Source organism: Streptomyces sp. NBC_01463 (assembly GCA_036227345.1).
Lineage (GTDB): Bacteria > Actinomycetota > Actinomycetes > Streptomycetales > Streptomycetaceae > Streptomyces.
Window position 1 is genome coordinate 976,707 of sequence record CP109468.1, and the last position, 20,794, is coordinate 997,500.

Consider the following 20,794-nt stretch of genomic DNA (forward strand, 5'->3'; position numbering starts at 1 on the left):
CCGGTGGCGGTCGGTGGTCCGCTCGGGGTTCGCGAGGGGGCTGAGGAGACCCGAACTGCGCCGCGGCCCGGTGTCCCGGTGTGGGCGGACGAGGCGAGCCTAGAAGGTCGCCCGCCGTCGCGGCGGCGGGCAGGCGTACAGGTCGAGGATCTCCGGCTGCGGGGCGACACCGGGGCCGCCGGCGCGTACCCAGGCCGCGATGTCCTCGGTGGCTTCCGGGTCGTTGACCAGACCCAGCCATACCGGCCTGGCACCGGCGGCCCGGCCCACGGCGGAGGGTTGCACCACGATGACGTTTGCCTGGTCGCACACGTCGAGGCAGGCGGAAACACGTACGGGTGCCTCGGAGCGCAGTCGCGCCGTCTGCGCTGCGTGATCGATTCCGGTCACCTTTGCGCTGCCGCAACAGCAGTCGCGGCACACGACGATCCGGCACGGTATCGGGTCGGCCACCGTCCGCGCCGCCACGGCGTCGTCGGAGGTTCCTTCGTTCGGCCTTTCGGGCACGCCGAACCGCCCTCTCTCCGGGGAGATCCGCCCCGGTGTCCGTCGAGGAGGCGACCGCGTGAGTTTCCTGGCTCTCGGGTCGGAGCTCGCCCCGTCCTTCCCACCCGCGTGGGGCAGTGGAGTTTCCGGGATCCGCTCGCCGATCACAGTGGCGGGACCGCGCCGGATTCACACCGGCTTCCTCGGACCGCAGTCGCCCTGTCGTCGGCCATCATCGCATTCGGCAGACGCCCCTGGTCACGCTCGTGCGCACCGCACGGCAGGCTGGGCCGCCCGTCCGGCCGCCGGCATACGTCGGTGTGTTGCTCCCTTCCGAGTCCGCGAGCCACCGCTCGCTTCACTCACCCTTGCGGGGCGGGGCTGCTCCAACCAGGGCCCGTGACCTGCGTTCTTGATCCGGGTGGGTGGGGGAAGGATCAAGCCGGAGCGCGAATGATTCAAGCGCCGGCACAGGACGGGGATCGTCGGTCCCCCTCCCCCGCCCGGCTCGGACCGCAGCCCCGCAGCCGCTTCCCGGTCGCTCAGTCGTCGCGGCGCCCCGAGCGCATCTTGAGGATGAGCGGGAGTACGAACCAGGCCCCTGCGAACCACGCCATGACGGCGCCGACGAGTATCTCCGCCAGAAGGTCGGTGAGTACGGTGTGCAGCAGGAGAAGGAGCGTGCAGCCGATGGTCAGTGCGAGCAGGACCATGCCGCACACCATGAACCGGCCTGCGACGGCCACCACTTCGTCCTTCATCCGGGAGCCGGAAAGGAACCGGTGCAGCGCGACGGGCGCTATGAGTGCTCCGATGGCGGCGGCACCGAGGACGACAGTGATGACGTAGACACGGTGGTCGAAGTCACCCAGCCTTTCGAATCTCTGCGTGAACGCGACGCTGAGCAGGAAGCCGAAGAGGATCTGGATACCGGTCTGTGCGACCCTCGTCTCCTGCAGAATCTCGTTCCAGCGGCGGTTGACCCGCTCCCTGGGATCCTCTTCCTCGATCCCCTTCGGGTTCCCCGCGTTCTCATCGGCCGGCGGGTGCGTCCTCTCCCGGCTCACGCCTTCCGCCGCGGGCGCGGACGCACCGCGCTCGACGGGTCTGCCGCCCTTCGTGTCCAGGGGCGCAGAGTCCAATGGCTTCATGATGCCTCCTCCCATTGGAACTCATGTGCCCTTGTTGGACATGCCTACGCACTGCATCCACGGCACCCGGCCCGACAGCCGGCTGAGCTCGGACCGTTCCCCCACGGTCCGGGCTCAGCGCTGTTCGTCCTGACTCCCGTTGCCTCGGAGACGCACGCTCCTCCGCTCGCGCGGCGCGCGCCCATCAGCCGCTTCCGGGAGGACACCGGCCCGCTCCGGTTCCACGGGCCCCCGCCGCTCTACTCGAAGAACTTGAGGCTCCAGCCCGTGTCGGTGGTCGGGCCGGGGACATTCGCGCGGCTGTAGGTGGTGTTGCCCCACCAGGCGAACGTGCCGGTGTACCAGTACCGGTTCTCCCACGCGTAAGGCGTCCCCTTCGGCACCGCGTGGAACATCGAGGGGAATCGGGGGCCGGCGGGCGGGCTGGTGCCGATGTCGCCGTTGAGCAGGACGAAGCTGTGGTGGCCGGGCCCGTTGACGTACAGCGTCGGATCCCAGCCGGACATCATCGTCGCCCGGTTCGAGCCGAACAGGCAGCCGTTGGACTTGTACCAGTCCCATACGTACGTCGGGTCGCCCCCGGGGCGCAGGCGCAGGTCGGCCAGGCAGTACTGGTCGCTCCAGCTGCCGTTGGCGGAGTACACGATGTGCAACTGCCCGTTCGGGTCCTTGATGGCCTCGGGGGCCTCGTTGATGAACGGGTTGCCCACCACCCGTTCCCAGCTCTCCCGCGGCTGCGAGATGACGTGGCGTGCGCCGGTCGGTGCGGTGGGACTGCTCATGCGTGCGATGTAGAGGTTCTGCTCGACGTTGGTGTCACCGGCCCAGCCGGACCAGACGAACCAGCGCTGCCCGCCGAAGGTGAACAGGGTCCCGTCGATGGCCCACTTGCCGTCCGGCAGGGCCAGTTGGCTCTCCCCGGTGTAGCCGCTGTCCGGGTTCGCCGAGCTGATGACGTACATCCGGTGGGCCGCGCCCCGGCCGGCCGAGAAGTAGATGTAGTAGCGGTCGCCGTCCGTGACGATCTCCGGAGCCCAGACCTCACCGTGTCCGGCCGTGTCCGACCACACCTGCCGGGCGGGCGCGGATGCAAGCGCGGCCGTCGAGGACGCCTGCCGCACGGCGATGCCGCCACCGGCCGACTGCACCGATATGTAGGTGGTGCCGACCCGGATCACGCTCGGGTCGGCCGCCCTGATGGTCTGTTCCGCCCGCGCCTGCTCCGCGGACGACAAGGACATGACGACGGCGAGCACGCCGGACAACGCCAGGACGGCGGCGCGGGAAAGATGGCGAGTGAGTTTCATGGTCCCGTTCCAAGGTCGGCCTCCGCTGCGACGCACGAGTCGGCGGCAGCGTTTACATCGTTGGACGAGCGCCCTCGCAGCATTCCAATTTGCCCTGAGCATGTCAATCGTTCGTACGCATCGCCCGCCTCCGGCCCCGGACCCTCCGCGCCCCTCCGCGTCGATGATCCGGCCTCCTCAAGGGCGCTCTCGGCCCTCCGCCTAGCATGTGCGCATGTTGGCCTACGTCCCGGCGTTCCTGATCTTCGTCGTCTTCTGTGTCGGCACACTCCGCGAACGCCGGCGTTTCAGCAACGCCGTCCTTCTGGGACTGTCGCTCACCTTCGCCGCGACCGCCTGGCTCGCCGGGCTCGCCCGATCGCAGCCCGCCACGGGGCGGGAGATCGGCATCGTGCTCCTCGTCCTCGTGGCGCTGGGCGTCGCCATCCTGTCCTGGTTCCTGATCTCCAACGGCGTGACGATGGTCCGCAAGGAGGGCAGAAGCCCCGCCAACCTCCTGTCCCTGCTCACAGGCCTTGCCCTGGTGGGCCTTCTCGCACTGATGATCACCGCGCTGATCCTGAAGAACGACACGCTGGTGGTGGTGACAGGCACCGTGCTCGCCCTGGCCGGCTACATCGCCTTCCTGTTCGTCTGCTTCGTCGTCTACGCATTCCTCTACGGCCGCCTCCACTTCCACCGCAGGGCCGACTACGTGGTGGTGCTCGGAGCCGGTCTCATCAACGGCACCACGGTGTCGCCGCTGCTGGCCGGCCGACTGGATCGGGCCCGGACCGTGCACACGAAGCTGACGGCTCGCGGCAGGCAGCCCGTACTGCTCGCCTCCGGCGGCCAGGGGCCCGACGAAAAGCTGCCGGAGTCACACGCGATGGCCGAGTACCTGATCGAGCGCGGATTCCCGGCCGCCCTGATCGAACGCGAGGACCGCTCGACGACGACCGAGGAGAATCTGCGGTACAGCAAGTCGATCATGGAGAAGGCCAATCCCGACTACCGGTGTCTCGTGGTCACGAACAACTACCACGTCTTCCGCGCCGCGGTGACGGCCCGCCGGACGGGGGTCAGGGGCCACGTCGTCGGTTCGCCCACTGCCGCGTACTTCTGGCCCAGCGCGATGATCCGTGAGTTCGTCGCCATCTTCCTGACGTACTGGCGCACCAACCTGGCCATCTGCCTGCTCCTCGTCCTGGGCGGTGCATGCATCTGGCTGCTCAGCTGATCAGGGCCTGCCGAGTGTCCTGGAGCAAGGCGCCCGCGAGCGCATGACGGCGGTTGCTCGGACGAGCGCCTGTCCCGGCGCGGCCTCCCCCGTGACGGCCGCTCACGAACCGTCGTCCCCTGTCGAGACCGCCCGGATGACGGGTGCGGGAGGAGCAGGAGAAGACTCCACCGGGCAGGGCGGCGGCCGCGTGTGACGGCTGCTTCCAGGGGCAGACGGGGATCCATGGCTGTCCTGAGAAGAATCTCCCGCCCGTTGCTGGCCACCCCGTTCGTCATCGAGGGGGTGCGTGCGCTGCGCAAACCGCTCCCCCTCGCGACGGGCGCCGAGTCATGGGCACGGCGCCTCGGGGCCCGTATCGACGATCCTCCGCACGTCGTGAGGCTCAACGCCGCGGTGCAGATCGGTGCGGGCGGACTGCTCGCGCTGGGGCGTCTCCCTCGTACCGCCTCCCTCGTCCTGGCCGCCGGCCTCGTGCCGGCCACCCTCGCCGAGCACGCGTGGTGGAAGGAGGAGGACCCGGACCTGCGGAAGGACCAGCTCCTCGAATTCGTCCAGCGCATCGGCCTGTTCGGCGCCCTGCTGCTCAGCGCGGCCGACACCCACGGCAAACCGTCGGCGGCCTACCGTGCTCGCACCGTGACCGCGCGCGGCCGGAAGAAGGCCCACCGCGCGACGGCGAAGGCGGGCGGACACGTGCACGCGGCGATCGGCACGGTCGGCTCCGGCGCCTCGGCGGCCGCGAGCGGTACGGGGCGGGCCATGCACTCCGCCGCCGGTTCCGCACGCGCGAAGCTGCCGCACCGGTAGCACGCGTCGGGTCCCCCCGATGCGTGCACTTACCTCCCGGTCATACGTCTGATCAGCGCGTTCGCGGGCAAGAGATGTCCAGTCGGAGGGGCGTGAGGCCGAGCGTCACCGCCCCGAGGAGACCCTTGCGGGTCCGTGAACCATCATCACGTCGAAAGGCCACCAGCGATGCCTCCTGTGACCGAGCAATGGGAAGACGTACTCAGCACCCGTTTCGCCCTGGGTGGGAGCCACCCTGCCGTGCGTGCGGTGGCGGCCTTCTCGGCCGAATCGGGGTTCTTCGCCACTGCGGGCCGCCAGGGCGAGGACGGCCGGCAGTTCTTCGGCGGCGCCGCCGGACAGGGAGACCCGCAGCCGGAATCCGGCACGGCCGACGTTCCGGACCGGGCTGAGATGGCGGCGCTGTGGACGGCCGGCGAAGAGGCCGGCCGCTCTCCGACGCTCCGGCTCGCCGGGGTGGTGTGGCACCGTGAGGAACTGGACCGGATCGCGGACGCGGTGACAGGGACCGAACTCGACCTGGCGCTCCTGCGCGACGGGAACCGCGTCATGTGGGTCGCGAGAACCGGGCAGGACATCTGCGTTCTCGTCCTCGTCGACGGGGACGACGAGGGTCACGCGGCCGAAGCGCGTTCCCTCTCCCTCGACTTCGACTCCTTCCTGGTCGGCCAGGGCTACTGATCCACGGGCCGGGGAGGTCGGCAGCCCGGCCGGCCGGGCGCGGCATCAGGGCACTTGCCGGACTACCACCGCGTCGACCGCGAGGGTTCCTTCCACACGTTGCGGGGCAGGGACCTGTCGGAGGTCGACGCGGGCTGATCCGGCACCACGTCTCCGCCTCCGGACCGTCCCCCGGGAGACCCCAAACGCACCCCTTGATCACCGCCGCACCGGCCTTCGCCGGTGTGGCCATGCTCATCAACATGGCACCCGGTCCCGACACGCTGCTCGTTGTCCGGACGTCCGTGGCCCAGGGCAGGCCAGAAGGCCTGGCCGCCGCCCTGGGCATCGTCACCGGATGCGTCGGCTGGGGCATCGCGACGGCCGTCGGACTGACCGCGGTGCTGACCGCGTCGCACCTGGCGTACGACACGCTCCGCATCTGCGGCGCCGCCTACCTCGTCCATCTGGGGGCCACGGCCCTCTGGCGTTCCAGAAGGCCGGCCGGCCCCGAACCGTCCGAGCGGACCACCGGCCCGGCCGGCCGCATGGCGGCATTTCGCAGGGGAATGGGGACGAATCTCCTCAATCCCAAGGCGGGCGTGTTCTACATGAGCCTGATCCCGCAGTTCGTCCCGCATGGCGCGCAGATGTTCGGCACGACGCTGCTCTTCACCGCCATCGATGTGATCGAGCTGGCTGCCTGGTACTGGCTCCTCTCCGGTGCCGCCACGGCACTGGGCGAGCGCATCCGACGTCCGGCGTTCCGCCGCCGCCTCGAACAGGTCACCGGCGTCGCCTTCCTCGGCTTCGGCGCCTCCCTCCTGACCGACCGCGCACAGCCCATGGGGTGACGGATCAAGCTGCCGTGCGGGTACGCAACGCCATCCGGAACCAGTCCAGTTCGGGTGACAGCGGCTCCGGTGCGGGCCATCGGTTGATCACCGCGAGCAGGCGGAGATACCGCTCCCTGCGCGGGTCGTTCACCGTGTCGAGACGGGCTGCCAGCCGCCGCCGGAGAGCGGCGTCGTCCGGACGTCCGCAGAGTTGCGCGTATGCGGCCGTCACCGCGTCGACCACGGGTCCGGCCTGCGCGGACCCCGGGTCGACACCCGCGGCGCGGGCCGGGGCGGCATGGCCGTGGATCACCGCTTCGGCATCACGGACGGGGAGCCCCGCGGCACGTCCCGCACGGCGGGCCACTTCCGTCCGGTCAGCCATGTGGTGCCCTGTCGTGCGCCGCATGCAGGCGCGGAAATCGGCGTCCTGGGACAGTTCGGCCAGTTCGATCCACGCCTCCGTCTCCTCCTCCGAGGGGTCATCGGGCAGTTGCGGCGTCATCGACCGCGCGACACCCGCCAGATGTGTCACCGCCCCGGCGTCGCTGAACACCTCGTCCAGGAACTCGCGGATCAGTGCCTGTCGTTCGTCCTCGGAGAGCCTGGCCAGTCGGTGCATGCGATCCATCTCCTCAGGGGTCGATTCGCGTCTGGCGGCCGCCATGAGTACGGCGCGTCGCGCACTCAGCACCCGGATCTGCACCGCGAGCGCCTCCGCGTGCGCTGCCGCGAGGTCTGTCAGCGGGGTGTCCCGGTCCAGCGCCCCACGGATCGTGGACAGCCCGATGCCGAGCGAGCGCAGCGTCCGCACCAGATTCAGACGGGCCACGGCCTCGGGGCCGTAGCGTCGGTAACCGGCCGCGTTGCGGCCGGCGGGCGGCACGATCCCGCGGTCCGAGTAGGAGCGGACGGTCCTGACCGTGAGTCCGGTCCGCCGCGCAAGCTCACCGATCGAGAGATGTGTGTCGCCGTTCATGTGCCCCACTCTTCCGTCTCCCCCGGGGGGAGACTCAAGCGGGCGGCCCGGGCGGTCTTGTTGGTCCCCCACCGAATGTCAGTGGCTTCCCGGACCCCGACCGTTCATGCTCGTGGTCATGTCAGACACCACCCGCACCGGCACCCACACGAGCCCGTCCCCGGAGCCCGCTTCCGGGACCGCGGTCACCCGGCAGTACGGCTGGGCCAACATGTTCGTCCACCCCGACGACGAGCCGCGCGCCGACGGGAACTTCAGCGGCGAACGGGACACGCTCGCCGGCTTCCTGCGCGATCAGAGGCTCACCCTGGAGATGAAGTGCGCCGGCCTCGACGCGGCCGCTCTGGCGCGGCGGGCCTCGGAGCCGTCCACCCTGTCGCTCCTGGGCCTGGTGCGCCATCTGGCCGACGTGGAGCTGCACTGGTTCCGTCGCGTGATGGCCGGCCAGGACGTGGAGCGCGCCTACCGCACCGCCGCCGACCGTGACGCCGACTTCAACGGGGCGGTACCGGATGCGGAGGTCGTCGCGGAGGCGTGGGCCAGGTGGCGGGGCGAAGTCGCGTTCGCGGAGGAGTTCGTGGCCGGGGCGCCCGATCTCGGCGTCGTCGCCCTGGGGGGTGACGAACCCGTGGAACTGCGGGTCGTGCTGGTCCACATGATCGAGGAGTACGCCCGGCACAACGGGCACGCCGACTTCCTGCGCGAGCGGATCGACGGACGCGTGGGCCAGTAGGGGGGACCGCCCGGCCAGGACCGGCCGGGCGGCGGTCGCCCGGCCGGGTGACCCGGGGTGCGGCGGGACCGCGGGTGTGGGTAAGTGGCAGCGGGTCCCGCTGTCCTCATCGGCGGCGGGCTGCCACCGTGCCGTACCGCCGAGCCAGCTCATGGAGCCGCCGCATGCCCGAGACCACCGAGGAGCGGGCCGCGGCGCAGCCCGTCGTCGCGCCGCTGACCAGTGCGGCCCTGATCCTGGTCGCCACGATCGAGCCAGGCGGTGAACCGGCCGTCCGTGAGGCGCTGCCGGACCTGGCGGCGTTCGCCCGCTCCATCGGGTTCCGCTTCCCGGATGCCGGACTGGTCTGTGTGACCGGGTTCGGCTCCGCCGCCTGGGACCGGCTGTTCTCCGGCCCGCGGCCGGCCTCGCTGCACCCGTTCCAGGAGTTGCGCGGGCCCCGGCATCACGCCCCCGCGACCCCGGGCGACCTGCTGTTCCACATCCGGGCCGAGCGGATGGACGTGTGCTGGGAGTGGGCGTCGCAGCTGCTGGACCGGCTGGGCGCCGCGGTGAAGGTCGTCGACGAGACGCACGGGTTCCGGTACCTCGACCACAGGGATCTGCTCGGGTTCGTCGACGGTACCGAGAACCCGGTGGGCGACGAGGCCCGCTCGGCGGCCCTGGTGGGGGACGAGGACCCGGATTTCGCGGGCGGCAGCTATGTCGTCGTACAGAAGTACCTGCACGACCTCACCTCGTGGAACACCTTGTCGACCGAGGAGCAGGAGCGGGTGATCGGGCGGACCAAGCTCACGGACATCGAGCTCGCCGACGACGTCAAGCCCGCCGACTCGCACGTCGCGCTGAACACCATCACCGATCCGGACGGCACGGAGCGCGACATCCTGCGTGCCAACATGCCGTTCGGGAACTTCGGGCAGGGCGAGTTCGGTACGTACTTCATCGGGTACGCCGCCGACCCCGACGTCACCGAACGGATGCTCCGCAACATGTTCCTCGGTGATCCTCCCGGCACCCACGACCGCATCCTCGACTTCTCGACCGCGGTCACCGGCACGCTCTTCCACGCCCCCGGCGCCGACTTCCTCGGCGCACCGCCCCCGTCGCCCGCCTCCGTCGCGGCCGCTCCCCGGCCGGAGCCGGCGTCCGCGCCGGTGGCCGGGGCCGTGGTCACGCCGGTGGCCCGGGACGGTTCGCTGCGCATCGGCAGCCTGCAAGAAAGCGTCCAGTGATGAACAACCTCCACCGCGAACTCGCCCCTGTCACCCAGGCCGCCTGGGACCAGATCGAAGAGGAGGCCCGGCGCACCTTCAGCCGTCATCTCGCCGGGCGCCGCGTCGTCGACGTCAGCGGTCCGGAGGGTCCGCAGCTGGCGGCGGTCGGCGACGGGCATCTGCGGGACATCGATCCGCCCACCCCCGACGTCCTCGCCCGGGCCCGTACGTCGATGCCGGTCATCGAGTGGCGGGTGCCGTTCAGCGTGACGCGGGCGGCCGTCGACGACGTCGAGCGCGGCTCGGACGACAGTGACTGGCAGCCCGTCAAGGACGCGGCCCGCACCTGTGCGTTCGCCGAGGACATGGCGATCATCGACGGCTACGCCGCGGCCGGGATCGCCGGGCTGCGGGACGGTTCCTCGCACACACCGCTGCCGTTGCCCGCCGATGCCCGCGACTATCCGGCGACGGTGAGCCAGGCGCTGACCCGGCTGCGGCTCGCCGGTGTCGACGGACCGTACCGGCTGCTGCTGGGAGCGGACGCGTTCACGGAGGCGACCGAGACGTCCGACCACGGATATCCCGTCTCCACGCATCTGGCCCGGCTGCTGGACGACCAGATCCTGTGGGCGCCCGCTGTCGCGGGCGGGGTGCTGCTGTCCACCCGGGGCGGCGACTTCGAGCTGTGCCTGGGCGAGGACCTGTCCATCGGATACCTGGACCACGACGCGACCGACATCCGGCTGTACTTCCACCAGTCGTTCACCTTCCGGATGCTGACCCCCGAGGCGGTCGTCCCGATCATCGCCTGACCGGCGGCGGTTCCCCGGCCGTGCGCTCGTATGCTCGGCTGCCATGACGAGCAGTACGCCCCACTCGCCGGAGCCCGCGATCGCGCTGCGCGAGGTCCTGGCCTTCGACGACAGCGGAACCTTGCGGGCCGTGCTGGTCCCGGCCGGCCCCGATGCCGGGGTACGGGGTGTGGCGGTCGGTGACGAGGGCGCCGCGCAGCCGCTCGACGGGTGTCTGGTGCTGGTCGTCGGTGCCCCGGCGGCCTCCGCCGGGGCCGCCGACGCGGTGCGCGAGGCCGCCCGGCACGGCGCGTCGGGGGTGGTGCTGCGCGACACGCCGGGGGTGGCCACGGCGCCGGAGGTGCTGGCCGCCGCCGAGGAGACGGGCATCGCCCTGCTGACGCGTGCCGAGTGGGCCACCTGGGCGGACACCGCCGCCCTGTTGCGATCGGCGCTGGTGTGCGCGCGGGCGGGCCTCGACGACGGGGCGCCGGGCATCGCGGCGAGCGGTGCGGAGAGCCTGACCGCGCTCGCCGACGCCGTCGCCGCGGACACCGGCGGCTCGATCACCATCGAGGACACCCGGTTCCGGGTGCTGGCCCACTCCGCCACCGGGCCGGAGGCGGACGGGCTGCGCCGGTCGACGATCCTGGGCGGCCGGGTGCCGCGGTGGCGGGTCGCCGAGCTGCGCCGGAGCGGGATGCTGCGGCTCCTGTGGACGTCCCGGGACGTGATCCACCGCGCCGCGGACGCCGACGGCCCCGAACGCCTGATCATCGCGGTCCGCAGCGGCCCCGAGGTGCTCGGCTCCATCTGGGCCGCCGCGGACGGGCGCGCCCTGTCCCCGCACGCATCGGGCGCGCTGCGCCGGGCGGCGGAGGTCGCCGCGCCCCTCCTGGTCCGGCACCGGCTGCGCGAGAGCGGGGCGGTGCGGCGCCGGGAGCTCGCGCTGCGCGGTCTGCTGGACGGGGACGGGGACGCCCGCACCCATGCCTGGTCGCTGGGGCTGTCACCCGACGCGGCCTGTGCGGTGGTGGTCGTCGACCGCGACGCCGCGGCGCCGGCGGGCGACCGCACGCTCGATGTCCTCGCGCTGCACGCCGTGTCGTACCGGCCCTCGGTGCAGGTGCTGCGCGACGGTGACCGGCTGTTCGCGCTGCTGCCCGTCGGCGTGGGCCGGGAGCGGGACGCGCTGGGCCTGGCCAGGGAGCTCGCGACACTCGCCCCGTCGCTGCCCGGCGGCGTACCGGTGCTGGCGGGTGCCGGTCCGGTGGCGGCCACCGCGCTGCGGGTGCGGGCCTCGTGCGAGGAGGCCGCGCTGATCGTACGGGTACTGCGGGAACGGGCGGCCCGTGCGGACGGGGCCGGTCCCGACCGGTACGCGGACGCTGCGGCTGTCGGCCCTTCGCTGGATGTCGTGCGGGTGCTGGACGCGGTCCGGCCGGTGTGGGAGGCGGGCGGCGGGCCGGTGCACGAGCTGGTGCGGGCCGATCTGGCGGCGGGCGGTGAGCTGGTCCGTACCCTGTCCGCCTACCTCGACGCGTCGGGCGACGTGGCCCGGGCGGCGGCCCGGCTCATGGTGCATCCCAACACGCTGCGGTACCGGCTGCGGCGCGTCCGGGAGCGGTTCGGGGTGGACCTGGACGACCCCGACACCCGGCTGCTGATCACGCTCGCCGTCCGCCTCACCGGATAGGTTGACCCTGCTCCGTGCGGTCCGTTGGCCGCCCGGACAAGGGCCTGCACCGATGTTGTCCTGCCGGACAGAGACCTGTGGGGCGACCATGTCCGACGCTGACTCCATGAGCCTTTCCCCGTTCCCCTGCGCCCCTTCCTCCTCCGTGCGTGTCGCGGCCGCGGTCCGCCACGCCGTCGCGACCGGTCTGCTCGGTGAGTCCGGCCCGGTCGCCGGGTTCGTGGACACGGACGGGGTACGCGACTCCGTCGCCGCACTCCACGAGGCGTTCGCGGGGGTGCCCGGGGTGCTCCACACGTTCGCCGCGAAGGCGGCGTCGCTCGTGCCCGTGCTGCGGCTCCTGGCGGAGTGCGGCATGGGCTGCGAGGTGGCGAGCCCGGGCGAGCTGCGGATCGCGCTCGACGCCGGGTTCGCGCCGTCCCGGATCGTCCTCGACTCCCCCGCCAAGACGCGTGAGGAGATCCGCCGGGCGCTGGCGCTCGGGGTGGCGCTCAACGCCGACAACCTCGACGAGGTGGACCGGATCGCCTCGCTGCGGCCCTCGAACGCGGCGTCCGTCGTCGGGCTCCGGGTCAACCCCCAGGTGGGCGGCGGGTCCATCGGTGCGATGAGCACGGCGACGGCCACCTCCAAGTTCGGCGTGGCGCTGCGCGATCCCGGCGCGCGCGAGCGGGTCGTCGAGGCGTTCGCGGCGCACCCGTGGCTGACCCGGCTGCACGCCCACGTCGGTTCGCAGGGCTGCTCCCTGGAGCTGATCGCGGCGGGCATCGGCGAGACGTACCGGCTGGCCGAGGAGATCAACACCCTGCTCGGCCGCCGGCAGATCACCGGACTCGACATCGGCGGCGGCCTCCCGGTCAACTTCGCCGACGACGAGGTCCGGCCCACCTTCGCCGCCTATGCGGCGGCCCTGCGCGCGGCGGTGCCGGGGCTGTTCGACGGGCGGTACGAACTCGTCACCGAGTTCGGCAGGTCGCTGCTGGCCAAGAACGGTTTCATCGGCGCGCTGGTGGAGTACACGAAGGACGCCGGGGGCCGCCGGATCGCGCTCACGCACGCGGGTGCCCAGACCGCCACCCGTACCGTCTTCATGCCGGACGCCTGGCCGCTGCGGGTCGGCGCGTTCGGCTCCGACGGGCGACCGAAGGCCGGACCGTCGCTCGTGCAGGACATCGCGGGCCCGTGCTGCTTCGCCGGGGACGTCGTCGCGCACGCCAGGGAGCTGCCCGAACTGCGGGAGGGCGACTACGTGGTGCTGTACGACACCGGCGCGTACTACTTCTCCACGCCATGGGCCTACAACAGTCTGCCGCGGCCCGCGGTGTACGGATTCCGCACGGAGGCGGGTCCGGACGGGCCCTCGGTCCGTTTCGCCGCGGTGCGCGACGCCCAGTCGCTGGACTCGATCTCGGCGGAGAGCGGTCTGGCCCACGCGGACGCGCTGCTCCACTTTCCTTCCTGAGCCGTACGGGAGACGACCGCCACCGGCCCGCCGCGCGGTCGGGAAACGGTCACGTTCACGCCCTCCCAATTTAGTAGCCATGTACATAGTAGCCATGTACTGTATCGGTCATGAGCAACGCACCTGAGGGTCCGACCCCCGGCTTCCTGGTCTGGCGCCTGTCGATGAAGTGGCGGGTGGCCATGGACCGGGCACTGGGGCCGCTCGGGCTGACGCACGCGCAGTACTCCGTACTGGGGTCGCTGCTGGGAATGCAGCGGTCGGGGCTGCGGCCCAGCCAGCGCGCCCTGGCCGACCACACCGGGCTCGAAGCGCTCTACGTCTCGAAGCTGGCGCGCAGCCTGGAGGCGGCCGGCCTCGTCGAGCGGGCCACCGACCCCGCGGACACCCGCGCCGTCCGGCTCTCCCTGACCGACGAGGGCCTCGCGGTCGCCGGCCGCGCGGTCGACGTGGTGCGCGAACTCGTCGACGGGCTGCTCACACCCCTGGGCGGCCTGGACGGCCCGGGCACCGAGGCCTTCACCCAGACACTCACGGCACTGCTCGATGTGCCGGTTCCCGCAGTCTCCGCTTCGTCCACCGAGGAGTCATCATGAGCACCGCACCGACCGTCAACGGACAGATCATCGGCCAGGCCCACTACGCCACGCGCGCCGTCCTGGAACGGCTGCTGGCGGAGACCGGCGCCACCTTCCACCAGTCCGTCGCGCTCAACGCGGCGGCGGACAGCGACGGGGGCATCGAGCGCGACCGGCTGGTCGAGCGGATGACCTCCACCCTGAAGACCGACCCCACGACCGTCGGAGCGGCCCTGTCCGAACTGGTCGCGCAGGGACTGCTGGAGCAGCGGCCGGCCGATGGGGCGCGGCTGGTCCTGACGGCCGCGGGCAAGGAGGCGCACGGCGCGCAGCGGTCCGGGATCGCCGGGATCACCGCCCGGCTGTACGCGGACCTGCCGGCCGAGGACCTGGTGACGGCCGGCCGGGTGCTGACCGAGGTCACGGCGCGCGCCAACGCCGTGCTGGCCGAGGGCTGAGCCCTTCGGCGGCCGGCAGCGGTGCGGTCAGCCGACCGGTGAGGGTTCCGGCTCGGGCGGCGGCACCGGCTCGGGGTTCGGCGCGGGCGGCTGCGGGATCGGGTCGGGCGCCGGACCGGGCGGCGTGGGCCCCGGCGGCGTCGGTCCCGGGCCGGGCGGAACCGGTGTCGGCTCCGGCAGCGGCTGGGGCGGCCCCGGGATCGGACCGGGGGTGGGCGCCGGCGGTACGGGGTCGGGGAACGGATGGGTCATCTGGGGCCTCCGATCGGTCGGGGGTGGATCTCTTCCACCGTCTCCCGGAGCGGCTGCCCGCGCCCGGCGAGTCCATACGTTCGGGCTGCGGATGCTCCGACCGGCTCAGCGTGCGGCCGCGGCCCTCGCGGCGTCCAGACCCGGCCGCGGGCTGGACAGGACGGGGATCCGGGTGGTCGTACGGGCTGCCGCGCCCGCCATGGAGACCTGGGCCAGCACGATGACGTCGGCGTCCGTCACGGCGTCGGCGGCGGCCGCGATCCGCTCCAGGTAGCCGTCGTGGTCCCCGGCCTCGAAGCGCTCCCACGCCCCGTCGACCAGGACGGTGCGCACGTCCACGTCCCGCTCCCCCGCCCGCTCGGCCTCCTGGACGAGCAGGGCGCGGGTCGGCTGAAGGGTGGCGTGGTGGGCCGCCAGGACCGTGACCCGTCCGGCACGGACCGCCGCGGCCGCCATCGGCCGGTCGACGCGCAGGACCGGGACGCCGAGCCGGACACCGACGGACTCGGCGACCCCGCCGAGCGTCGAACAGGTGCAGAGCACGGCCGCGGCCCCCTCGGCGACGGCGTCGGCGACCAGCGCCTCGACGTCGGCCGCCACCGTTTCCGGCCCGGACTCCCCCGCCCGGTCGAGGAGGTCCTTGTGCACGAGGTGGCGCAGGACGAGCCCCGGGTGGTGGGCGTCGCGCAGGGCGTCGAACACGGGGACGTGGGCCGGGGAGGTGTGCAGGAGTGCGAGGCTCATCCGCCTCACGCTACCGGCGCCTCCGCTCCCGTCCGCCGGGGGCGGTGCCTCAGTAGAGCTCGGGGTGGGAGGCGAGCTGCTCCTTCGCCCGCTCGACCAGTTCCGCCGGGGCCTCGGGTGCCTTGTCGGGGTGGCGCGACGCCCACTTCGCGGCGTACGGGCAGAGCGGGACGACGGGCACGCCGTCCCGGGCCGCGAGGGCGTAGAACTCCCTGACCAGGGCGCCGCCGATGCCCTTGCCCTCGTGTCCCGGCTCGACGACGGTGTGCACGGCGACGAGCGCGGCGGGCGTCCCGTCCATCACGAAGTAGTCGATGACGCCGGCCGCTTCGCCGTCCACGGACGCGAGCAGCCTGCCCGCCGCCCGGTCGTCACGGATATCGGGCCCGGTCTGTCCGCTCTGCTCTGCCATGGCGGTCGCTCCCTCGCTGAGTGGGGCGCGTCAGCGCGCCGCGGGTACGGCGTGCGGACTGCGCTCGGTGTCGGTCCCCGGCACGGGCGCGGAGGCGTCGGCACCGAGCTCGACGATCCGGTTGCCCGCGTCGACATGGACGATACGCGGAACCAGCCCGCGCGCCTCGGCGTCGTCGACCTGCGCGTAGCTGATCAGGATGACCAGGTCCCCGGGGTGCACGAGGTGGGCGGCGGCGCCGTTGATCCCGATGACGCCGGAGCCGCGCTCGCCCTCGATGACGTACGTCTCCAGGCGGGCGCCGTTGTCGATGTCGACGATGTGGACGAGCTCGCCGGGCAGCAGGTCGGCGGCCTCCATCAGCGCGGCGTCGACCGTGACGGACCCGACGTAGTGCAGGTCGGCCTGGGTCACGGTGGCACGGTGGATCTTGGACTTGAACATGGTGCGCAACATCGAGGCACTCCCGTAAGCAGGCTCCCTGCCTGCATTCTTGCAGGTCAAGTGCATTTTCCTTACCTTACAACGAGTCGCATGTCCGGTCAGCTTTCGCTGGGGTTCCGAGGACTGATGCTGACCAATCGCTGACTCTTCCGACGCGCAGTCAGGCTTTGCTGGAGAGCTTCGCCATCCCTCCTGGACTTCACCGCGACGACTGCACAAGCCTACGCAGCAGCCTCCGAAGGGTGTCCGTGATCACCGTCACTCCGGCGGTCCGGGCCGAGGCAGGAGCGAGGGCGGTCACAGGGGATCCGGACTGCGACCATCTTGGGTCAGCCGACCCAAGCCCCTCGCCCCCTCCAGGAGGAGCCACCAATGGTTCAACAGGAATGCGAGGGGCCGAAGCCGCACGGCAACATAGCCGCGGATCGTCGTGTTGACCGAACTACCGCTGAAGTATTCGCAGTTCCGGGCGAGTGGTGCCAGATTCCCGGCCATGCGTGATGCGGGCGGTACTGCCAGGGATCTGGTGGACTTCGTGCTGCCAGAGGCTGGGGAGGCCGAGTCACCACCACGGCCGCTGATGCTTCGCATGTGTGCAGGTGCCGAATCGTCCCCCGGTCGCCATGATCGGTCCTGAGGGCGCACATGCGTGACCGTTCAGGAGAGGCAGGAGGCCGTGCCGTGTGCCCTGACCATCCCCGGTAACCGCCGGATCCCGCAGGCGGCCACGGAGCCGTCCGAATCGGCCAGGAGGGCCGCCATGTCCGAGAAGCCGGGCCCCGTCCCGCGGCCGACGGTGCACGCCGTTCCCGAGGAGGGGCGGGCGGTGGGCGGGAAGGCGGCCCGTCACCGCCTTCCGCTGGCACGTCACATGACCCACGAGGGGGCGAAGGACCTGCCGAGCCCCTCGGCCGGTCCAGCGGTCCGGTACGCGCGCCGGATCCCGGAGCGCGTACCGGTCGGCCGAGGCCGAACGGGTGAGTCCTTGCTGCGGGCGCGGACCGTGAAGGCGGCGGCGTGACCGCCCCCAGGCGTCCGGCCGAGGCCGAAAGCAAGGACCCGGCAGCCGCCGCGGACCCGCTCACGGTCGTCCGCAGCCGCGGGTACGTGGTGCTGCTCCTGATCGCCGCGGTGCTGGGCGTCCCGATCTCGGCGGCGGCCTTCGGCTTTCTCGCACTGGTCAACAAGCTCCAGACACTGACCTACACGGACCTGCCCAAGGCTCTGGGCTTCCACGACACGCCGAGCTGGTGGCCGGTGCCGCTGCTCGCCGTGGCCGGGCTCCTCGTCGGCCCGATCATCCGGTATCTCCCCGGCGGCGGCGGACACGAACCGGCCCACGGATTCGTTGCGTCCGGTCCCACCCCGACGGTCAATGTGCCCGGCGTGGCGCTTGCCGCGGTGGCCTCCCTGGGCCTCGGAGCGGTCATCGGGCCGGAGGCCCCGCTCATCGCCCTGGGCAGCGGGCTGGCCGTGGCCGCCCTTCGGCTGGTGCGGAAACCGTTCCCGAAGCAGGCGACCGCTCTCGTGGGAGCGTCCGGGAGCTTCGCCGCGATCAGCACCCTGCTCGGCTCGCCGCTGCTCGGAGCGTTCCTGCTCATGGAGATGACCGGCGTGGCGGGGCTGATGCTCGGTGTGGTCCTGGTACCGGGACTGCTCGCCTCCGGCATCGGCGCGCTCATCTTCACGGGCCTGGGCTCCTGGACGGGGTTGGGCACCTACTCCCTGACCCTGCCGGACGTCCCGCACGCCTCCGCACCGGATGCTGCCGGGTTCGGCTGGGCTCTGCTGATCGGGGTGGCAGCCGCTCTGCTCGGCGTCGGAATCCGGTGGCTCGCCCTCCTCCTGCTGGGACTCGTCACCCCGCGCCGGCTGCCGGCCACCGTGCTCGCCGGCGTCGTGGTCGGTCTGATCGCCTTCGGCTACGCCGAGTGGACCGGCCACGCGGCATCGGGAGTCCTGTACTCGGGGCAGAGCGCACTCGGCCCCCTCCTCGCCACGAGCGCGCAGTATTCGGCAGGCACCCTCGTGGTGCTCACCGTGTGCAAGGCGGTGGCGTATTGCGTCTCCATGTCTGCCTTCCGAGGCGGCCCGGTGTTCCCCGCCATGTTCGTCGGCGCCGCCGGTGGCATCGCGCTCTCCCATCTGCCCGGGCTCGGTGTGACCGCCGGGATCGCGATGGGGGTGGGTGCGATGACCGCCGCGATGCTCAAGTTCCCCATGGTCTCCGTGTTGCTGGCCACCCTGCTCCTGGGCAAGGACGGGCTCACTGTCATGCCGCTGGTGATCGTGGCGGTCGTGGTCTCCTACGTCCTCACACTCAGGCTGACCCCACAACCGGCAGCCGCGCCCGCCACCGGGCAGGAGGCATCCCCATCGCCGGGCGGGTGAGCTGCCAGGGGCGATGAGTGGGGCTTACGGCCCGATGACAGCCTCTCCCCCAACGGACTTCCTGTGTCCAGCCCGTTCACGCCCGGTCGAGTTTCGCGTCCAGGGTGATCGCCGCGTCGATCAGGGCCAAGTGCGTGAAGGCCTGCGGGAAGTTGCCCAGCTGCCGCCCCGTCAGGCCGATCTCCTCGGAGTACAGGCCCAGGTGGTTGGCGTAGGTGAGCATCTTCTCCAGTACCAGCCGGGCCTGATCGACGCGTCCGGCCCGCGCCAGGGCGTCGACGTACATGAACGTACACAGCGAGAAGGTGCCCTCGGAACCCCGCAACCCGTCGGGTGACGCCTCGGGGTTGTAGCGGTAGACCAGGCTGTCGCTGACCAGCTCGTGCTCCATCGCGTCCAGGGTGGACTTCCACATCGGGTCATCGGGCGTGATGAAGCCGACCGTCGGCATCCGCAGCAGCGACGAGTCGAGCACGTCGTCGCCGTAATGCTGCACGAAGGCCTGCCTCTTCGGGTCCCAGCCCCGGCTGAGCACCTGCGCGTAGATCTTGTCCCGCGCGTCCACCCAGCGGCCGCGGGCGGCGGGGCGGCCGTCGTCGTAGGCGATCCGAATGGCGCGGTCGAAGGCGACCCAGGACATCACGCGGCCGTAGGTGAAGTCCTTGCGGCCGCCACGGGTCTCCCAGAGCCCTTCTCCTGGCTGGTCCCAGTGGTCGACCAGCCAGTCGAGAAGCGTGTGCAGCGCGGTCCAGCCCCGGTGGTCGAGGTGCATGCCGTGCTGGTGCGCGAAGTAGATGCTGTCGAGCGCCTCACCGTAGATGTCCAGTTGCCGCTGGGTCGCCGCTCCGTTGCCGATGCGGACCGGGGCGGAGCCGCAGTACCCCTCCCAGTGCTCCAGGGTCTCCTCGACCATGTCGGACGAGCCGTCGACGCGGTACATGATGTTCAGCGGCCCGGCCCCGTCCCCTTGGCCGGCCTCTTCCTTCACGCGATCGTGCAACCAGCTGTTGAACGCCGCCGCCTCTTCCTTGAAACCCATGCCCAGCAGGGCGTACACCGAGAAGGACGCGTCACGGATCCAGGTGAACCGGTAGTCCCAGTTACGCTCTCCCCCCAGCTGCTCCGGCAGAGCCGTGGTCGGGGCGGCGACCAGGGCGCCGGTCGGCGCGTAGGTCATGAGCTTCAGGGTCACGGCTGAACGCTCGACTGCTTCCCGCCAACGGCCTGTGTAGGTCGACTGGCTGAGCCACGAGCGCCAGAACTGGACCGTCCCGTCGAAAAGCTGCTCGAACTCCGCGCCGCCGACTTCGTGCGGCGGCCCGCCGGGGGCCGACTCCATGACCAGGCCACGCTGTTGTCCCGCTTGCAGGTCCAGACTGAAGCGCAGGTCGTTGTCGCCCGAGAGGATGTTCAGCAGCCGCTCGTCCTGCGGCTCACGGACGACATGCACGGCGAGGTTCAGGTCCTGCGAGGTGAACAGGGCCCCGTGCTCCGTGATGTGCAACTCGTGCGGCTGGCGGCCGTAGTCGAAGCGGGGGGCGATCTCCCCCTCGAAGGTCATGCTGCCCCGGACACAGCGCAGCATCCGCACCAGCCGGTGCCGGTCGGTCGCCGTCGTGCCGGTCACCGGCATGAAGTCGACCACCTCACCTGCTCCGGCCTCGGTCATGAACCGCGTCACCAGCACGGCGGTGTCCGGGTGGTAGAGCTGTTTGGTGGTGTAGGTGTCCGCGGCCGGCCTGACGGTGAAGTGTCCGCCCCGCTGTCGGTCGAGGAGAGCACCGAAGACGCTGGGGGAATCGAAGCGCGGACAGCAGAACCAGTCGATCGTCGCATCGGTGGAGACGAGAGCCGCGGTCTGCAGATCACCGATCAGACCATGGTTCTCGATCAGGGGGTATTCATCCATCTTGACTCCCCTTTCGACCCCGATTAAAAAGCCTAGGCCAATGAAGACGTCGCGTCCTGCCGTAGAAGTAACTCCCGGTAGCACCACGGACCCCATGCGCTACCACCCTGCTCTCGACCCCTGCCGCCCTTGCGCTCCTATTCCTGGTGAATTTCTCCAAATGGCTTTGATGCGCGGCCACGTGCGCGATCATGACCCCGCCGCGCACGTCGGCGTGTCCCTGCCGGAGGCAAGCACCCGAACTGTTTGAATCGCC

At 71.5% G+C, this 20,794-nt stretch carries 21 protein-coding genes and 1 riboswitch; of the genes, 13 read left to right on the top strand and 8 right to left on the bottom strand.

Features of this window, described 5'->3' with window-relative positions; genetic code table 11:
- Positions 1–99: 99 nt before the first annotated feature.
- The 3 genes from OG521_04265 to OG521_04275 form a co-directional block, all read right to left on the bottom strand.
- Positions 100–468, bottom strand: a complete 369-nt coding sequence (locus tag OG521_04265; protein WUW26568.1) for a (2Fe-2S) ferredoxin domain-containing protein — start codon at positions 466–468, stop codon at positions 100–102.
- A gap of 99 nt (positions 469–567) precedes the next feature.
- Positions 568–691, bottom strand: a riboswitch (cobalamin riboswitch).
- A gap of 337 nt (positions 692–1,028) precedes the next feature.
- The gene (locus tag OG521_04270; protein WUW20041.1) at positions 1,029–1,637 is read right to left on the bottom strand and encodes a DUF6328 family protein; all 609 of its coding nucleotides are present in this window, start codon (positions 1,635–1,637) and stop codon (positions 1,029–1,031) included.
- A 239-nt stretch (positions 1,638–1,876) separates the two neighbouring features.
- The gene (locus OG521_04275; protein WUW20042.1) at positions 1,877–2,944 is read right to left on the bottom strand and encodes a glycoside hydrolase family 43 protein; all 1,068 of its coding nucleotides are present in this window, start codon (positions 2,942–2,944) and stop codon (positions 1,877–1,879) included.
- 214 nt (positions 2,945–3,158) lie between these two features.
- Here OG521_04275 and OG521_04280 point away from each other — a divergent pair, with 214 nt between their 5' ends.
- The 4 genes from OG521_04280 to OG521_04295 all read left to right on the top strand — a co-directional run bounded on the left by OG521_04280 (position 3,159) and on the right by OG521_04295 (position 6,487).
- The gene (locus OG521_04280; protein WUW20043.1) at positions 3,159–4,163 is read left to right on the top strand and encodes a YdcF family protein; all 1,005 of its coding nucleotides are present in this window, start codon (positions 3,159–3,161) and stop codon (positions 4,161–4,163) included.
- Positions 4,164–4,388: 225 nt separating this feature from the next.
- Positions 4,389–4,973 carry a DoxX family membrane protein gene (locus OG521_04285; GenBank protein WUW20044.1) on the top strand — a complete coding sequence of 195 codons (585 nt, stop codon included), beginning with the start codon at positions 4,389–4,391 and terminating at the stop codon, positions 4,971–4,973.
- A gap of 240 nt (positions 4,974–5,213) precedes the next feature.
- Entirely contained in the window at positions 5,214–5,654 is a 441-nt protein-coding gene (locus OG521_04290) for a hypothetical protein (GenBank protein ID WUW20045.1), read from the top strand.
- A 194-nt stretch (positions 5,655–5,848) separates the two neighbouring features.
- Positions 5,849–6,487 carry a LysE family translocator gene (locus OG521_04295; GenBank protein ID WUW20046.1) on the top strand — a complete coding sequence of 213 codons (639 nt, stop codon included), beginning with the start codon at positions 5,849–5,851 and terminating at the stop codon, positions 6,485–6,487.
- A gap of 4 nt (positions 6,488–6,491) precedes the next feature.
- Here OG521_04295 and OG521_04300 read toward each other — a convergent pair whose 3' ends face one another.
- A complete protein-coding gene (locus OG521_04300; protein WUW20047.1) occupies positions 6,492–7,448 on the bottom strand; it encodes a MerR family transcriptional regulator in 957 nt (318 codons plus the stop codon).
- Between the two features lie 211 nt (positions 7,449–7,659).
- On the opposite strand from OG521_04300, the gene OG521_04305 reads away from it, so the two are divergent.
- The 7 genes from OG521_04305 to OG521_04335 all read left to right on the top strand — a co-directional run bounded on the left by OG521_04305 (position 7,660) and on the right by OG521_04335 (position 14,386).
- Positions 7,660–8,181 (top strand): DinB family protein, encoded by a 522-nt coding sequence (locus tag OG521_04305; protein WUW26569.1) that lies wholly within the window; start codon positions 7,660–7,662, stop codon positions 8,179–8,181.
- Positions 8,182–8,345: 164 nt separating this feature from the next.
- Positions 8,346–9,416, top strand: a complete 1,071-nt coding sequence (locus tag OG521_04310) for a Dyp-type peroxidase (protein ID WUW20048.1) — start codon at positions 8,346–8,348, stop codon at positions 9,414–9,416.
- Positions 9,416–10,213, top strand: coding sequence for a family 1 encapsulin nanocompartment shell protein (locus OG521_04315; protein ID WUW20049.1), 798 nt, complete (start codon positions 9,416–9,418; stop codon positions 10,211–10,213). Before OG521_04310 ends, OG521_04315 begins: the two co-directional genes overlap by 1 nt.
- A gap of 43 nt (positions 10,214–10,256) precedes the next feature.
- Positions 10,257–11,888, top strand: a complete 1,632-nt coding sequence (locus OG521_04320) for a helix-turn-helix domain-containing protein (GenBank protein WUW20050.1) — start codon at positions 10,257–10,259, stop codon at positions 11,886–11,888.
- Between the two features lie 106 nt (positions 11,889–11,994).
- Positions 11,995–13,350 (top strand): diaminopimelate decarboxylase, encoded by a 1,356-nt coding sequence (locus OG521_04325; GenBank protein WUW20051.1) that lies wholly within the window; start codon positions 11,995–11,997, stop codon positions 13,348–13,350.
- 110 nt (positions 13,351–13,460) lie between these two features.
- Positions 13,461–13,946 carry a MarR family transcriptional regulator gene (locus OG521_04330; GenBank protein WUW20052.1) on the top strand — a complete coding sequence of 162 codons (486 nt, stop codon included), beginning with the start codon at positions 13,461–13,463 and terminating at the stop codon, positions 13,944–13,946.
- Positions 13,943–14,386, top strand: a complete 444-nt coding sequence (locus OG521_04335; GenBank protein ID WUW20053.1) for a hypothetical protein — start codon at positions 13,943–13,945, stop codon at positions 14,384–14,386. Before OG521_04330 ends, OG521_04335 begins: the two co-directional genes overlap by 4 nt.
- Positions 14,387–14,743: 357 nt before the next feature.
- Here the strand turns inward: OG521_04335 and OG521_04340 are convergent, their stop codons facing one another.
- The 3 genes from OG521_04340 to OG521_04350 are packed head-to-tail and all read right to left on the bottom strand — an operon-like array spanning position 14,744 to position 16,250.
- Positions 14,744–15,382 (bottom strand): arylsulfatase, encoded by a 639-nt coding sequence (locus tag OG521_04340; GenBank protein ID WUW20054.1) that lies wholly within the window; start codon positions 15,380–15,382, stop codon positions 14,744–14,746.
- A gap of 49 nt (positions 15,383–15,431) precedes the next feature.
- Positions 15,432–15,794, bottom strand: a complete 363-nt coding sequence (locus OG521_04345) for an N-acetyltransferase (protein WUW20055.1) — start codon at positions 15,792–15,794, stop codon at positions 15,432–15,434.
- Positions 15,795–15,824: 30 nt separating this feature from the next.
- On the bottom strand, positions 15,825–16,250 hold the full coding sequence (locus tag OG521_04350) for an aspartate 1-decarboxylase (GenBank protein ID WUW20056.1): 426 nt from the start codon (positions 16,248–16,250) through the stop codon (positions 15,825–15,827).
- Positions 16,251–16,998: 748 nt separating this feature from the next.
- Here OG521_04350 and OG521_04355 point away from each other — a divergent pair.
- A complete protein-coding gene (locus OG521_04355; protein WUW20057.1) occupies positions 16,999–17,259 on the top strand; it encodes a hypothetical protein in 261 nt (86 codons plus the stop codon).
- Complete coding sequence (locus OG521_04360; GenBank protein WUW20058.1) at positions 17,256–18,629, top strand: chloride channel protein; 1,374 nt, start codon at positions 17,256–17,258, stop codon at positions 18,627–18,629. The genes OG521_04355 and OG521_04360 overlap by 4 nt, the downstream gene beginning before the upstream one ends.
- Positions 18,630–18,705: 76 nt before the next feature.
- On the opposite strand, the gene OG521_04365 is transcribed toward OG521_04360, so the two are convergent.
- The gene (locus tag OG521_04365) at positions 18,706–20,538 is read right to left on the bottom strand and encodes a glycoside hydrolase family 15 protein (GenBank protein ID WUW20059.1); all 1,833 of its coding nucleotides are present in this window, start codon (positions 20,536–20,538) and stop codon (positions 18,706–18,708) included.
- Positions 20,539–20,794 lie beyond the last annotated feature (256 nt).